Genomic DNA, 14,590 nt, shown 5'->3' with positions numbered 1-14,590 from the left:
CGCCTTGGCATCGATAAGCCATTAACCCCAGTGAGGCCTCGGCGCATACCGGAACACAATCTTCTCGGGGCGTCTGTGATCATCGGGGTTAGCAAACACCGCAACAAGAATACGCTCGCGCCACGCTGTTTCAGCTAGGTCTTCGATAGTATGCTCCCGGCTTTCGAACCGTAACTTGCGACCGCCGGTGTCCAGGATAAACCCTTCGAAATCCCCCCAACGATCATAAAGCAATGAGATTACTTTACCTTCGGCAGATCGCCGAGGCTTGGTCGGATCTGGACCGTCTGGGTCTTTGATGCCGAAACCGCCTGGCAGGCCGTTTGGATCCGGCTTCACCGATCCCGGATCACCGCCAAAGCCCCCAACTCGTTGTCCGACTTCGGCAACATAGCGCTTGAAGGGCAAGAACCAGCGATCACCGGCGGGAATGCCACCCAATATCCATCGCAGAACTGACAGAAGCCTGGTCTCAGGTTCAAACAACAGGGATCGCGTGGAAACAGGGATCGCAACTTCGAAGGCGCCTGTAACCTCCTCCCAGATCGCAAATCTGCTTGTTGGCTTCGTCGCGGCGGCGACTGTAGCGGTTGTCGTCACCGCTGCCAGCCCGACAACGGCGTCGGTTGCCGTATCGACTGCCCCGTTGGTGGACTTCCGCGCACGTGCCTTATGTGTAAGCTGTCGCACGACCGCGCGGAACGTCTGACCGCGTTTCACACCTTCGGGCAAATCGATCGTCAACAATCCGGCCTGAGGCAACGAAGTTCCCGGCGGGATGGGGATATAGCTGATACCGCCAGCGTTCAGCTGGATAGTGTGCGAATCCACACGCGTCAGATCACGTGCCCGATAGAGGCGCTTGGCGAGGTCCAGCACTTCATCCGGTGCCGTGCCCGGCAGGTAAACACGCCCAACAGCGCCTTGAGGCACATTCCCCCAGTCGATCATCAACTCGTCATGGAAACCGGCCGCGGCATGTGTGGTTGGCGTCGGCTTCACCTCGAAAGTATTTGGAACTCTCCGAGAGCCAACCGCACCGGGGTTGTCGGATTCGACCTGTGTCAGATTGCGCTGCGCCAGCTTGTCTGAGGTTGAAGGCGTCTGTCCTGTTTGAATGGCATCGGGGTCAAAAGCGATCTCGGCAACCAGGCACTGGTGAGCGTTGCGTGTCAGCGCCAGGATCGACTGCAGCGTGCCGCCAAAGGGCCCATCATTCGTTGGGTTCAACGGAAACTCTGTCTCCCCCGGCTGATTGACGTCCAGGATGCAACCAAAGAAAGCCTCAACCTCGATCCCGGTGGGATCATGTATGATGTCTTGCACATTTGCAGGGTCTGTTTGGGTCGTCATGCTGACCGAAGAGGCGTCGACCCGTGGCTCTGCAAAGCAGGGAATGGATAGGATATTGCCGTTAACCTGTCCAAGCAGCGGGATGGCTTGACCATTCAGCGCGCCATCCGAGAACCGCCGGTAAGTTGTGCTCTGATCAAAGTCCAGTGACACGGCAAGCGCCGGGAACAGACGGAAGAACACCCGGACGGTTTCGGCGTCATCGACCAATGCGCGGTAACGCACGCGCGCCAGTGCAAAGTTGAAAACTGCTGTGCCCGAACTGTCAGTTTGGTAAAGCGCAATCTCATTTGCGGAATTGGTCGGGAGGTTGTCAAAATCATCGGTCGTCGATCCGTCGTTAAGATTGGAAATCGCCGCCTTGATGTAATTTGAGGCCGCACCGATCGATGACCCTGATAGCGTCGCACCAAACCTGCCGTCGCCATCTTTGACCTGAAAGACCCGCAGGTCGGTGGACAACCAGTGAGTTTGACCATCCACTTCATAAGGGTTGGGCTCTTGCCTAAGCTCAAAGACTGCCGCTGCTGTGGTGCCCCCAATCGAGGCTGATAGACCTATGTTCACAAGCGTTGCGGTGAAATCAGCGTCACTGCTTACCGTGATGTCATAGACCCACGTGAACCGCTGGGTCAGGTTTGTTGGCAGCGAGGGATCTTCTGCGATTAGTTGGGTGGGTTCACCGAAGGAAATTCCGCTCAACGCCGGAGTCGTCGTGAGATTTGGCCTGGTCGTCGGTACCCCGCTTAGATCAGACGCAGTAATGCCCAACTCGGATGCCGTAAAACCATCCACAACGACATAGACGCTCGCCGACAAGGTGAACGGGCTCGCCTGCGCAAGCATAGCGTTGACCTCGTCTTGCCCCAGTGATGAGCGATCCAAAATGAAATAGCTCTGCTTAAGGACCAGCGATAGGCGGTCGCTCCATATCTCTTCAACGCCATTACGAAAATCGGTCCAGCATGGGTAGAAAGTGCCGTGATGGCCGTGCAGCCCGTCGTAGTCACCATAGCCAAACCCATTCGGGTCGACCGCAGCACCGGTCGCGTCGCTGGGTTGGGTCGTGATTTGAGTTGCCGCGCTCCAGGTCTGCCCGTCGTCAGACGAGGTCTGATAGTAGACATGGCTCTCAATCCGGTCCGAATCTGCCACCGTGTCGTGATAGGTCACAACGATCAATCCATTGGACTGGTCAACGCAGAGACGGGAATGGAACTGGTCATTCAACCCTGACTGGTTGTTGATCATCACAGGCGCTGACCAGGTGTTACCCCCATCAGTGGAACGAGTGAACCAAACCCTGGTTTTGCATGTGGACGTGGCATCCGGGCCGGGCCCTCCTCCGGTGGTACATCCGGTTTCCCCACTCAGATCAGACCAGACGGCATAAACCATGTTCCTGGTCGCGGTGCGATAAGCGTCAGCAGAGACATAGACACGCAGCCGCCGCGAACTGCCTGCAGGGATGTTCAACCGCCGTGTGTTGGCAAATGTCGTCGCAATGACCTGAGGCGCGGTAAATGTATTGCCGCCATCGACTGAGCGCACGAAGACGATATTCCTGCTTCCATCCGCATCCGGCCAGAAGACGAATACATCGCCATTTGCGTTGGTCCGTACATCCGCGCCGATACCAACCACCGTTGTCTCGGCACCGCTGATCTGAACCGGCGCCGACCACGTGCCTCCGGGTCCGGGGGTACGGCGCGAAAAGAAGACAGGCGTGCCATTGTGCCAAACCGAGTAGACCTGATCGCGGAACGGCGAGGTCGGGCTTTTGTCAACCCAGATGATTTGCCGGTCAGCAGCCAGTTGTGCGCCCGAGACGGTTGCGTCAAAATTCCAGGTCGCTCCGTTGTCTGGTGAGCTAAACGCATAGTTCCGAATATTGAATGAGCCATCAATACCCAAGGCCAGTGACCAGGCTGTACCGTCCGAGGCCCAATCCACCTCGGGGTCGGATTGTGCTATGTCCCCTGCTTGCGCGGGTAAATTGGTCGTGGTCCAATTTGCACCGCCATCGGTCGAGACGAAGTGCGGCATAGTCGTATCGTTCAAATCGTTCGAAGCGGCAATCACACGGTCAGAATCATATATGTTCAGTCGAATGTCTGATTCACTGCGATCGTTGCTGGAAGCGCCGGAAATTCTGAAATCGGGCATAACATTTCTCGCTGAATAAAAATTACGATTGGGCTGTGCACCCGGGCTTATTTCTGCTCGGATTTATCCGGCAGATTAAGCCAAGCCTTGTTTGGTTCGGCGACCATACGTTTATGGATTTGCGACAGAGCCTCTGGATACGCCGCACCTGGATTTGTGTCGGGCATCGTGATTTCAGGATGCTGCTTTCTCCACAAAACACGCAACCACAGCGGCAAAGAGTAATCGTCGTCGAACTCGGTGGCTCCCAGAACGTCGAAATCTTGGTTGTCGCGAATTAATGTTTCTAGATTGCTGCCTTTCGGGGCCTTCGCAGCCCGGATTTGTGCGGCAACAGTCGGTGCTTTCTTATCGGCCATTCTATCCCCCATTGCCCCACCGAGCACGACTTGCGAATTCTCAGCAAAGGGGCGGTTAAATAGTTGGAAACGATACCATAAGTAACTGATATATATGCACTTTTAACAAATTATTAATTTAGATACTCTATCACGATTCGAGACATTTTGCAATATTGTCTGCACATAAGACACTTGCGCTCCGTTCTTTAACCGATGAAACCCGCCGTTCAATCCCTGCCAATGTCCGGCCGTTCAGACATGATCATCCATCTCTCAGCTTGGCGGGTTCAGCCTCTGATCTGCTGAGCAGGTTTAGCTTCAGATAAAGCATCGGAGCGAGAGCGATCAACGGGAAAACAGCCAGTGCTGAAAAGGCAAATGGAGCGGAGAAAAATGTCGTGAGGCCACCCGCGGCTATTGGGCCTACAATCTTTCCCGCATTGCGCAGCGACCCAATGACACCATATGCCAGACCGAGATGTGGAGCAGGTACGGTGTTGGCAACGCTCGATAACGCAGCGGGTCCAAAGGCACCCTGCCCGCTTCCAATCAAAACCGCAGCGATCAACATCGATGCACCTTGCCCAGTGGCTGCGATAGTCAACAACCCCGCCGACACGAGGATCAGACCCAAAACCATAGGTGTTCTTGGCCCCATACGATCAGACAAGCGCCCCATGACCGGGCGTAAGATCGCTGCCACTGCCTCTTGGGTGGCCAGGAAGGTCCCGACAGCGATGGGATGGCCCCCGCTCAACAGCATCAGGACAGGGGCAAACCCTTTCACAGCATAGATCGCAATGTGCACCGTGAATTCGACTGTACCGATTAAAATGATGGTGCGATTGGCTGCTTTCAGCTGCCGCCATCCGCCACGCAGCCCGGTGCGTAGACGCGTCTGTTCCTGCCGTTTAGGCTCATTGAGCGGTAGCAGGAAACAAAAGGCAGCCGCTGCAAAAAAACTGGTAGCGGTGTAGATGCTTTCTGGTTCAGCGACCATCAGTGCAGCGCCACCGATCATAGGACCTGCGATGTTCGCAGCAGTGCGCGCAAGGCCGAACCATCCGAATGTCTCGGCCACACCCACACGACGCGTCGCAGCAATATAAGCCAGCGTGACTGGGCCATATATCGCGGTGGCCAGACCGTGGAACAAACGCAGCGCAACAAGATCGCCAGGCGTTTCGACAAAATTGTAGAGCAGAGGCACACCGGAAAATAGAGACGCGCCAATGATAAGCCAGATCCGACGCCCAATCCGATCAGACAGCACACCGAATACGGGTTTGAGAAAGAAACCAGTGGCCGTGGAAATCGACGCAATGGTCCCCAAAAACAGCGGCGCCATGTTGAGGTCTATCGCAACACTTGTCAGAACTGGGGCCTTACCGATCTGATAGCTTGTTCGAACGATCAAGTCGGCGCAAAACAACGCCAAAATTGCCGCACTGCCATCAACTGCGTGGCTTCTGATCCACCGATGCGCCATCAGGGCATCACCAAATTATAACACTGCAGTAGGCCTTCAGTAATCGCCACCAGCAGCGGGTCGCATGAAATTTTGCAGTCAAAAAAAGTTTTATCAGCAGTCATGAATTCGCTCCCAGAAAACGAAACGCATTCAATTCGCATAGAATGAAATACTCGCACGAATGCTTAAAGACTGCCGTTAAACGTGCGTTGCGTCAACAATGACGAGTGAGGAGGCGAATTCTCCCGAAATGGTTTGGGACCCTATGCGGATGGTCGAGACCTTGACCAAACAGATTCGTTTGCGGCGCAAGTTAGGTCTTGTTGACAAATGGAATAGAGGTCTGGACATCTTTTTTTCGAACGCCAATCCACTCTCCGTCTCACATCTTACGATAATATTACGGTTCACTAAGTTTGCTCAACCGGCGGCGTTCAATATCCTGACTGATAAGCTCGATATGCAGTCGCGCGTCATAGGCTTTTTGGCGATAGGCGAGGGGCAAATTCAAACTTGCGAGCGTGGCAGCAACCTCGTCCAGTTTTTTTGCGACGGCATCAATCTCGTCTGTTGTGGTCGCTTCTTCAATCGCCGCCTCAAGCGCGGATATGCGCTGATAATGGCGCCAAACTCTTCGGTTTTGGAACCATACGTAAATTGCCGGAACGAATCTCAACAATGGTGCAAGGAAGACCAGCGGCAAAAGAAACAGCAATACTCTGCCAAACTGGGCCGCAATCCAAAATGGAAAAATGTCGTGAAGAATGCTTGGGCCAGAGTTTATCATGTGCCAAGCCACATCGTTAATTGGAGCCGGAGGTGAGTTGGTGTTTGGAAACTCCTTCGCCTCTTGTAAAACGGAGCGATCGCCGTGGATCTTATTCGCACTGTGAACGAGCCGATCAACAATCGCGGGATGTATCTGGCTGGTCGCAATCATGGACGCGGTCAACGTTAGTATTTTGACATCCTGAACAGGTCGTGGCGGTGCCAATGTGGTTGAACCTGCTGGCACCACTGCAGAATGGGCGCTGGCAAAACTGAATGAAAGTGCATCAATCAAAGCCATCTTGATCATGTCCAGTTCTGGATCAATGATCGCCTCGGTCAAGTATGGTGCCTCAAGCGGCGACACGAACAAAGCCGCGTCGACTTCCTGAGTGCGCAGTGCATCGATAGCTTCAAACCCACCAATTTCCTGCAACACAATCCCAGATTCCTGAAGGCCTGCAGCCTCGATTAGCGCAAGGGCTGCGGCCCGCGCGCCTGACCCCTCTCGCCCCGCGGCCAAGCGAAGCCCACGCCAATCGCCGGGGTACCGGCCAACCTGCGCCGAGGCACGTTTGAAAATGACCAGAGGTTCCGGAAAAAGCGCCCCGAGAGATTCAAGATTGTGTCCCTTAGGAAGCGGGATACCCCCCTGCACAAAAGCGACATCAGCCTCTCCGTCTGCCAGTTTTTGGATGTTCTCAATTGAACCCGCTGTCTCGACCAACTCCAAAGAAATGTTATCTTTGGCAAGCTTAGCTCGATATTCTGCTCCTATCTTCCAATAGCCTCCATCCTTAGGCCCGGTCGCAAGACGTATTTTGTCGGGCGGTGTAAGACTGCTGATGAGTAGAATGACCAGAACAACGACAAGGACGGGTACAAGAAGGGTCAGAAAGAGTCGCATCCGTATTCTTCGCAGTTAATGAGGACCGATCAATGCTTTGCTATGGAGCGACTCTTTGTCAATTGTAGAACGTTTAATTCCAGAATTTGATAATCCTACCTTACACCGTTTGGTTTAGCTTACCTTGGCGGTTCGATGGCCTTCGTGGTTTGCCTCAATACCAAACGGGTCGCTGACTTCCTGTGTTTTGAAGGCGTCGTTCCATCCTGCAGCCATCGCAATACGGTATCCGCAACCAGTTCTCCGAATTCAGAAACTCCACAATGCACAGTAGACAGTGCTGGCCAGCATTCTGAGGCTTCCTTGATGTCGTCGAAACCGATAATTTGAAACTCTTCACCAATCTTAATTTGAGTTTCATGGCAGGCATTGATCATGCCGAAAGCCACCAGATCGTTGAAGCAAACCGCAGCATCGCATTCCGGATGCTGGCGGAACAATTCGGTGGCGGCAGAGTGCCCAAATGATCGGCTTGATTTCCCTGTTATTACAATAGGATGCAGGCCATTTTCCTTCATCGCCTTCAGATAGCCTGAAAGCCTTTCCTGCGTGACTTCAGCGCCTTCAAGCCCTCCGACAAACGCGATCTGCCGCGAACCGGTTTCGATCAAGTGTTGAGTGGCCTCCTGCCCGCCTTTGGCATAATCAGGAGCGATAAAAGGGAACCTGCCCGTTTCGCAATCAACTTGCCGCAGCACCTGCATGGCGGGAATGCCCGCGCGCTCGACGGTCAATAGGGTTTTTGACACATCACCATATGCCGGGGAAAGTATGAGCGCCGACACGCCGTGTTCCAGCATCGCGCCCACAACCTGATCCTGGATCTCAGGGTCTTCATTTGTATTGGCCACGACAACTGCATAGCCCCGAGATCCCAGTGCCATCTGTAGCGACGTAGCAAATTCGGTAAAGAACGGGTTGGTCAGATCGTTGATGACCAAACCGATCAACGCGGTTCCCGTCGATCGCAGATTGGCCGCAGACCTGTTATAGACATACCCGATCTCTTTCATCGCGGCATGAACCAGCTTGCGCGTCTCTGGCTTCACCTGCGAACTGCCCTGCAATACAAGGCTGACCGTCGATTTTGAAACGCCTGCTGTGCGGGCAACATCTATGATCGTCGGTCTGCGCATTCAGGCTATTGTTCGACTCCGTGCAAACTGAGAAGCGTCGTCAACCGTGCTTTAGCCAGTTCCGGGTCCGATAGCAAACCGGCCTGATCCGCCAGCCGGAATACCTGTGCGTAGTGACAAATGTCGCGGCTCGATTGGAAACCACCCGGCATAATGAAATGAGATTGGGATCCGTTGAGCCACGCCAAATAGGCAATTCCAGCCTTGTAGAACCGGGTTGGCGCGCGAAAAATTTCGCGGCTGAGAGGCACAGTTGGTGTGAACAGTGCATGGTAGCGATCCATGTCGTTCTGCGCCAGTGCTTCCAGCGCCTGACTTGCCGCCGGGGCGATCGCTGCAAAAATCCCCAGAAGTGCATGGGAGTAGTGATCCCCATCCCCGGCGATAAGATCAGCATAGTTGAAATCATCGCCGGTATATAGGCGAACACCTTCCGGCAACCGCGCGCGGAAGGCTTCTTCATGCGCCTGATCCAGAAGTGAGATTTTGATCCCATCCACTTTAGCCGGGTTTTCATTGATCAATGACAGCACAAAATCGCTTGCCGCTTCGACATCTGTGCTGCCCCAATAGCCGGTCAGGGCGGGATCGAACATATCCCCCAACCAGTGCAGGATTACCGGTTCAGCCGCCCCGTCGATCAACGCACGATAGACATCATGGTACGTGTCCGGGCCAGCATTAATCGCCGGGAATGCGCGAGATGCCATTAAGATCAGTTGCCCTCCGGCGGCTTCAATCGCCTCTGCTTGATGCTCGTAAGCTGACAGGATTTCGCCTGCGGTATTCAGCGCGCTCAGCGGCAGGTGATCCGTGCCTGCCCCGCAAGCCACCCGTGGTGACAAAGGATGTGCCTGCGCCGCCTTCATGGTGCGCTGGATCAACTCTAATGCTGTTTCCCAATCGACCCCCATGCCGCGCTGCGCGGTGTCCATGGCCTCGGCCAGACCCAACCCTTGATCCCACAGACCCTGTCGGAATTGCAGGGTCGTGTCCCAATCCACTGCGGGTCGGCCATCCCATGGGTTGCGTTCGGCCAGAGGGTCCGAGACCACATGCGCCGCAGCAAAGACCGTCCGTGTCAGGGAAACTTTCGGCGCGCGCGGTATCAGCGGGGTACCAGTCAACGCATATGTTTCCAGCCGTCCATCCTGAGTTGGCAATACCAGTTGCATCGACTTAGACCTCCAAATCCAGAACCAGAATACCGTCGATACCGTCCACGGCGTTTTCGACGAGCTGCGCACCCAGTGCCTTGTGCGTTTCGTTATTCTGATAGGTTTCCAACGCGGCCCAATCTTCGAAATCAATCACGAAGCCGTGCATATATCCGCGCTCTATCTGTTCGGGGCTTTTGCTCCGACCTCCGGTAAATCCGCTGGCACCCGGCAGGGCCTCGGACAGATCAGCGAGACCTTTGTAGATGGTCCCGATGGTCTCTTCAGTCACATCGGGTCGAAATTTGGTCAGTACAATATGGCGGATCATTTTCAGAAACCTTGGTCTTGTCTGATCATGTCAGCAGCTTTCTCGCCGATCATGATGGTTGGAGCGTTGGTGTTCGAAGAATTAACGGTCGGCATGATCGATGCGTCGGCGACACGCAGCCCCTCGATCCCATTGAAGCGCAATCGCGGGTCCAGCACCGCCTCGGGATCGCTGCCCATCCGGCAGGTTCCTGCACAATGGTGAGAAGTCTTGGAGTGTACGCAGATAAAGTCGAAATATTCTTGCTCGGACTTTACGTTCGGCCCCGGCAAACGTTCAGCAAGGATGTAAGGTTTCAGCGCGTCCTGGGCCAATATGTTCTGCACCAGTTTCAGACCCCGAATGGACATTTCGCGATCATATGGGTCAGCCAGATAATTCGGGTCTATCAGCGGCATGGCCGTAGGATCAGCGCTTTGCAACTGGACGGTACCTCTGGACCGAGGGCGCAGGAAACACGCATTGAGGGTCACGCCGCCATTGGGCATTGCTTCGACCCCCGCTTCGATCCCGGTGCCGAGCCCAAGGTGCATTTGCAGGTCTGGTGAGCGCGCATCGGGGTCGGCGTACCAGAACCCTCCTGTTTCAAACAAGCTGGATGCCACTGGTCCCTTGCGTGTGAACAGGTATTGCAGACCCGCCAATGCCGATAGGTGCAGTTTGGCATAACGGTCATAGGTATGCGGCCCTGTTACTTCGCAGATCGAGTATAAATCCAGATGGTCTTGCAAATTCGCGCCCACCTGAGGCTGATGATAGACTGCATCGATACCAATACTGTCCAAATGATCCGCCGGGCCAATACCCGAAAGCTGCAGCAAGCGTGGCGAGCCGATGGCTCCAGACGACAAGATGACCTCTTTCGAGGCAGTGATCTTGTCGCCGTTCATCATCTCGATACCGGTCGCCCTGCCCTTGTCCACAACGATCCGGCGTACCTGAGCCGCCGTACGGACCGTGAGGTTCGGGCGGCTGCGGTTGGGTGCGATAAACGCCATAGCGGCAGATGATCGCCGAGCGTTGCGCTGGGTCAGCTGATAATATCCCGCACCATCTTGTTTCGCGCCGTTCACGTCGCGCGTTTCGGGAATTCCCACTTCCCCAGCAGCCTTGATATAGGCATCGCAGATCGGCAAAGGCGCTGCAGGCATGGACACGCCTAAGGGCCCGCCCTTGCCATGGAACTCATTTTCGTAGGTATCGTTGTCCTCGGACTTCTTGAAATAGGGCAACACGTCGGCATAGCTCCAGCCTTCGCATCCCATTTGCCGCCAATCATCATAATCCTGGGCTGCGCCCCGAGTGTAGATCTGCGCGTTGATCGCCGACCCTCCGCCAATCACTTTGGCTTGGGTGTAGTTGAACACCTTATTCTGCATGTGTTTTTGCGGAACTGTAGACCAGCCCCAACTGCCAATGCCCTTGGTCATCTTCGCGAACCCGGCTGGCAAGTGGAAAAACGGATGGCGATCACTTGATCCTGCTTCAAGCAGCAGCACTTTCGCCGAGGGCTCTTCGGACAGGCGCGCAGCTATGACCGAACCCGCCGATCCGCCCCCGATGACAATGAAATCAAATCCTTCAGACATGCTGATGCGCCCTAAGCTAAAGACGTGAGATCGACAGGCCGCCATCCACCGGGATGGCTGCACCGGTCGCAAAATGCATCTGGCCCCGAACCAACGGAACGACGACGGACCCGATATCTTTGGGCTCACCCCAGCGCGCAGCAGGAACAAGGCCACCTTCGATGCGGTCGGAATATTTGTCGCGCACGCCTGCGGTCATTTCGGTGGCGATGATACCGGGCCGCAACTCGAACACGCCGATGCCATGCGGGGCCATGCGCACCGCAAACAATTGCGCCATCATCGCCGCGGCCGCTTTGGACACGCAGTATTCGGCCCGTTCGATCGACACCATCGTAGCGCTGACCGACGTAACAAAGGTGATCGACCGATAAGCATCACTCGACTGCTCCAGCATGCGCCGCGCGACGTCTTGCGCCAGAAAAAATGCACCGCGCAGATTGATGTTCTGCACAAAGTCCCAGTTCTCCGGCTTCAAATCCAACATGTCACCGCGGACCGGTGCCCCGACACCTGCGTTGTTGACTAATGCAGTGATTGGTCCCAGTTGCGCCTCAACCTGATCCAGCAATGCAGGCACGTGATCGATGTCGGACACATCATGCTGCAGATAGATCGCGTTTGGGCCCAGGTCGGCCAACGCCGATTGCACAGCCGGTTTGTCGGGGGCAGAGCGTGAGGCCACCGCAACCTTGCAGCCTGCCGCAATCAAGGCGCGCGCGACCCCAAGACCAATGCCCTGCTGCCCTCCGGTCACCAATGCTGTTGAGGTCATGCGGAAAACTCCGTTTCAATAATATGGCGGCCCGCCCTGAGGGCCAGTGCAGCTATCGTCAGGGCCGGATTGACCGCTGCAGAGGTCGGAAGAACCGACGCGTCAACAATGAACAGGTTCTTGTGGTCATGGCTGCGGCAATAGGTGTCGACAACGCTGGCTGTAGGGTCAATTCCCATCCGGGCCGTGCCACATTGATGTGATGGTGTACGCCGATCAAAAGGCCGAGACAGAACCACAGGGAATCCCGCTTGCTTCAGGTGGCCTTTAAGCCGCGCGACAAGTGCCTCATGCGCCGCCCAGTTCGAACGTTTCCAATCAAGCCGTATCTGATCGCCCTCGACCGTCACCCGGCTATCGGGGTTGGGCAGGTCTTCGGACATGGCATAGAAATCAAAACTGCGGTTTGCGATCATCGCCGCGATTGGTCTGGGCAGTTGGGTTTGCGACGCAAGGATCGGTCCGGTGATCTTGCCCAGCATCTGAATGTTGCCCAAGGGCAGGCCGCCCCGCCCGTCGCTGTTGTAATAGTCGTTGAACATCAACGTCTTTTGATAGACCGCTCTGTTTCGACGAAAGGGGTGCAATGCCATTACAGCCGAGCAATTGTGGTTCATGAAGTTCCGTCCGACCTGATCGGACCGGTTTGCGAGGCCCGTTGCGCAATTGTCGTTCGCAGATTGCAGCAACAAGGCTGAGGACTGTACCGCACCCGCCGCGAGGACGACAATCGGTGCATTAAATGTACCGAGCCCATCGACGTCTACGTTCGCTATCCGACCGTCATCGCCCGCATGCAGCTTTCTAACGCGTGCGTTGGTAAACAGCTCAATATTCTTGTGTTTCAAAGCCTTAGAAAGCGCAATGGTTTCGGCATCCATTTTGCCGCCGCATGTGTTTGGATAAGCGTCCCAGGTTGTCTGGCCCCCTGCCAGCCACTTTTTGATGTCCACTCCCAGCGGAACCGAAGATGGCTTCAGACCAGCACGGCTTAACCGAACCCTCAGGTCCGCGATGTCCGGTTCGTCTGGCACGGGCGGAAATGGGTAATTGCCGCTATGTGGCGGTTCGGTAGGGTCTTCTTGGGTGGTTCCACGCACATCGTAAAATGCTTCCGCCGCTGAGTAGTCGGCTTCCAAATCGTCGTAAGGTATCGGCCACCCGGGCGCTTGACCGCCCATATGCTGACGCGGCTCAAAATCCTCTTTTCTGTAGCGGATCAAAGCCGCGCCGTAGAATTTGGAGTTTCCACCGACGCAGTAGTAGTTTCCAGGATTGAAGGACTGCCCCGCCCCATCCAACCAGGTTTCATCCGGGCGAAAGTGTCCGTTGGCGAAGATGGCCTGCGGATCCCGATCTTGTGGCGAGGGCTGCAGGCGCTCCCCTCTTTCCAGAACAAGGATGCGACGGCCCGATGGAGCCAAGGCAGCCGCCAAGGTGGCACCACCCATTCCGGACCCAATAATTATGACGTCGGCACGTGTCACGGAAGAATCCGCATCTCGCTTTCAGGATCAAAGGCCACCGCCTTTTCCATGTTGACGGCAAAGGCAAAATCCTGACCCGGAGCAACTTCGGCATCCGAACGCATCCGCGCGATCACGTCGCGCCCACCTAATTGCATTGAAACGAAAGTGTCCGATCCAGCAGGCTCGGTCACGACAATCCGATTGGTCATCTGTGCGATGTTCGAAGACTTTCTGTCGGCACCATCCATGTCAGTGATCGTTTCCGGGCGAATGCCCAAAAGGATCTCGCGTCCATCCCAGGCGGCCAGATTGTCCTGACTGAAGGGAAGCTGCGCCATCGACCCATCATGAACAGCAACCTCGGCATGTGGGCGTCCGTTCAACATTGTAACCTTCGCAGGAACTACATTCATTGCGGGCGAACCCATGAACGTTGCCACAAAGATATTGGCCGGGGTGTCATAGATTTCCTGTGGCGTCCCCAGCTGTTGCACATAGCCGCCATTCATCACAGCGATGCGGCTGGACAGAGTCATTGCTTCGATCTGATCGTGCGTGACGTAGACAATGGTGGTGCCAAGATTCTGGTGCAGCTTCTTGATCTCGGTCCGCATGTCGACACGTAGCTTGGCATCTAGGTTCGAGAGCGGTTCGTCGAACAGAAACACATCGGGGTTCCGCACCAAAGCACGACCCATCGCTACACGCTGACGCTGACCGCCCGAAAGTTGACCGGGCTTACGATCCAGCAACTGTTCGATCTGCAATAGCTTAGCGACTTCTTGCATTGCCGTGTCGCGTTCGGCCTTGGGCACGCCATGCATCTCAAGCCCGAAGGTGATGTTTTGCCCGACCGTCATGTTCGGATAGAGCGCATAGCTTTGGAACACCATTGCGATGTTGCGGTTTGACGGGTGCACCCCGTTCATCACCTGATCCTTGATGCGTATCTCGCCGCTGGTGATTTCTTCGAGCCCGGCAATCATGTTCAGCAAGGTAGATTTGCCACAGCCTGATGGACCGACAAGAACCAGGAACTCTCCTTCCTGCACCGAGATGTCGACCTTGTGCAGCACCTCGACCAAACCGTAGGATTTAGTCGCGTTATCTATGTCAAGAAAACCCAT

The 14,590-nt window shown here is 55.4% G+C and carries 11 protein-coding genes; all 11 read right to left on the bottom strand.

Annotated features, from left to right (window positions below; translation table 11 throughout):
• Window positions 1-21 precede the first annotated feature (21 nt).
• Complete coding sequence (locus ACR0NN_RS12775) at window positions 22-3,414, bottom strand: sialidase family protein (RefSeq protein ID WP_170723913.1); 3,393 nt, start codon at window positions 3,412-3,414, stop codon at window positions 22-24.
• Window positions 3,415-3,566: 152 nt separating this feature from the next.
• Window positions 3,567-3,878, bottom strand: a complete 312-nt coding sequence (locus ACR0NN_RS12770) for a hypothetical protein (protein WP_170686334.1) — start codon at window positions 3,876-3,878, stop codon at window positions 3,567-3,569.
• Between the two features lie 244 nt (window positions 3,879-4,122).
• The gene (locus ACR0NN_RS12765) at window positions 4,123-5,349 is read right to left on the bottom strand and encodes an MFS transporter (protein ID WP_170746976.1); all 1,227 of its coding nucleotides are present in this window, start codon (window positions 5,347-5,349) and stop codon (window positions 4,123-4,125) included.
• 382 nt (window positions 5,350-5,731) lie between these two features.
• A complete protein-coding gene (locus tag ACR0NN_RS12760; protein WP_170723911.1) occupies window positions 5,732-7,006 on the bottom strand; it encodes a TAXI family TRAP transporter solute-binding subunit in 1,275 nt (424 codons plus the stop codon).
• Between the two features lie 119 nt (window positions 7,007-7,125).
• On the bottom strand, window positions 7,126-8,142 hold the full coding sequence (locus ACR0NN_RS12755; protein ID WP_170723910.1) for a LacI family DNA-binding transcriptional regulator: 1,017 nt from the start codon (window positions 8,140-8,142) through the stop codon (window positions 7,126-7,128).
• A 5-nt stretch (window positions 8,143-8,147) separates the two neighbouring features.
• The gene (locus ACR0NN_RS12750) at window positions 8,148-9,317 is read right to left on the bottom strand and encodes a dihydrodipicolinate synthase family protein (protein WP_170723909.1); all 1,170 of its coding nucleotides are present in this window, start codon (window positions 9,315-9,317) and stop codon (window positions 8,148-8,150) included.
• A 4-nt stretch (window positions 9,318-9,321) separates the two neighbouring features.
• On the bottom strand, window positions 9,322-9,630 hold the full coding sequence (locus ACR0NN_RS12745; RefSeq protein ID WP_170723908.1) for a Dabb family protein: 309 nt from the start codon (window positions 9,628-9,630) through the stop codon (window positions 9,322-9,324).
• A gap of 2 nt (window positions 9,631-9,632) precedes the next feature.
• Complete coding sequence (locus tag ACR0NN_RS12740; protein WP_170723907.1) at window positions 9,633-11,219, bottom strand: GMC family oxidoreductase N-terminal domain-containing protein; 1,587 nt, start codon at window positions 11,217-11,219, stop codon at window positions 9,633-9,635.
• A gap of 16 nt (window positions 11,220-11,235) precedes the next feature.
• The gene (locus tag ACR0NN_RS12735; RefSeq protein WP_170723906.1) at window positions 11,236-11,994 is read right to left on the bottom strand and encodes a 3-ketoacyl-ACP reductase; all 759 of its coding nucleotides are present in this window, start codon (window positions 11,992-11,994) and stop codon (window positions 11,236-11,238) included.
• Complete coding sequence (locus ACR0NN_RS12730; RefSeq protein ID WP_170723905.1) at window positions 11,991-13,481, bottom strand: GMC family oxidoreductase; 1,491 nt, start codon at window positions 13,479-13,481, stop codon at window positions 11,991-11,993. The genes ACR0NN_RS12735 and ACR0NN_RS12730 overlap by 4 nt, the downstream gene beginning before the upstream one ends.
• A complete protein-coding gene (locus tag ACR0NN_RS12725) occupies window positions 13,478-14,590 on the bottom strand; it encodes a sn-glycerol-3-phosphate ABC transporter ATP-binding protein UgpC (RefSeq protein ID WP_170723904.1) in 1,113 nt (370 codons plus the stop codon). The genes ACR0NN_RS12730 and ACR0NN_RS12725 overlap by 4 nt, the downstream gene beginning before the upstream one ends.

The organism is Ruegeria sp. BA2, from assembly GCF_056539605.1.
This window is presented reverse-complemented; position numbering and strand designations above follow the sequence as displayed.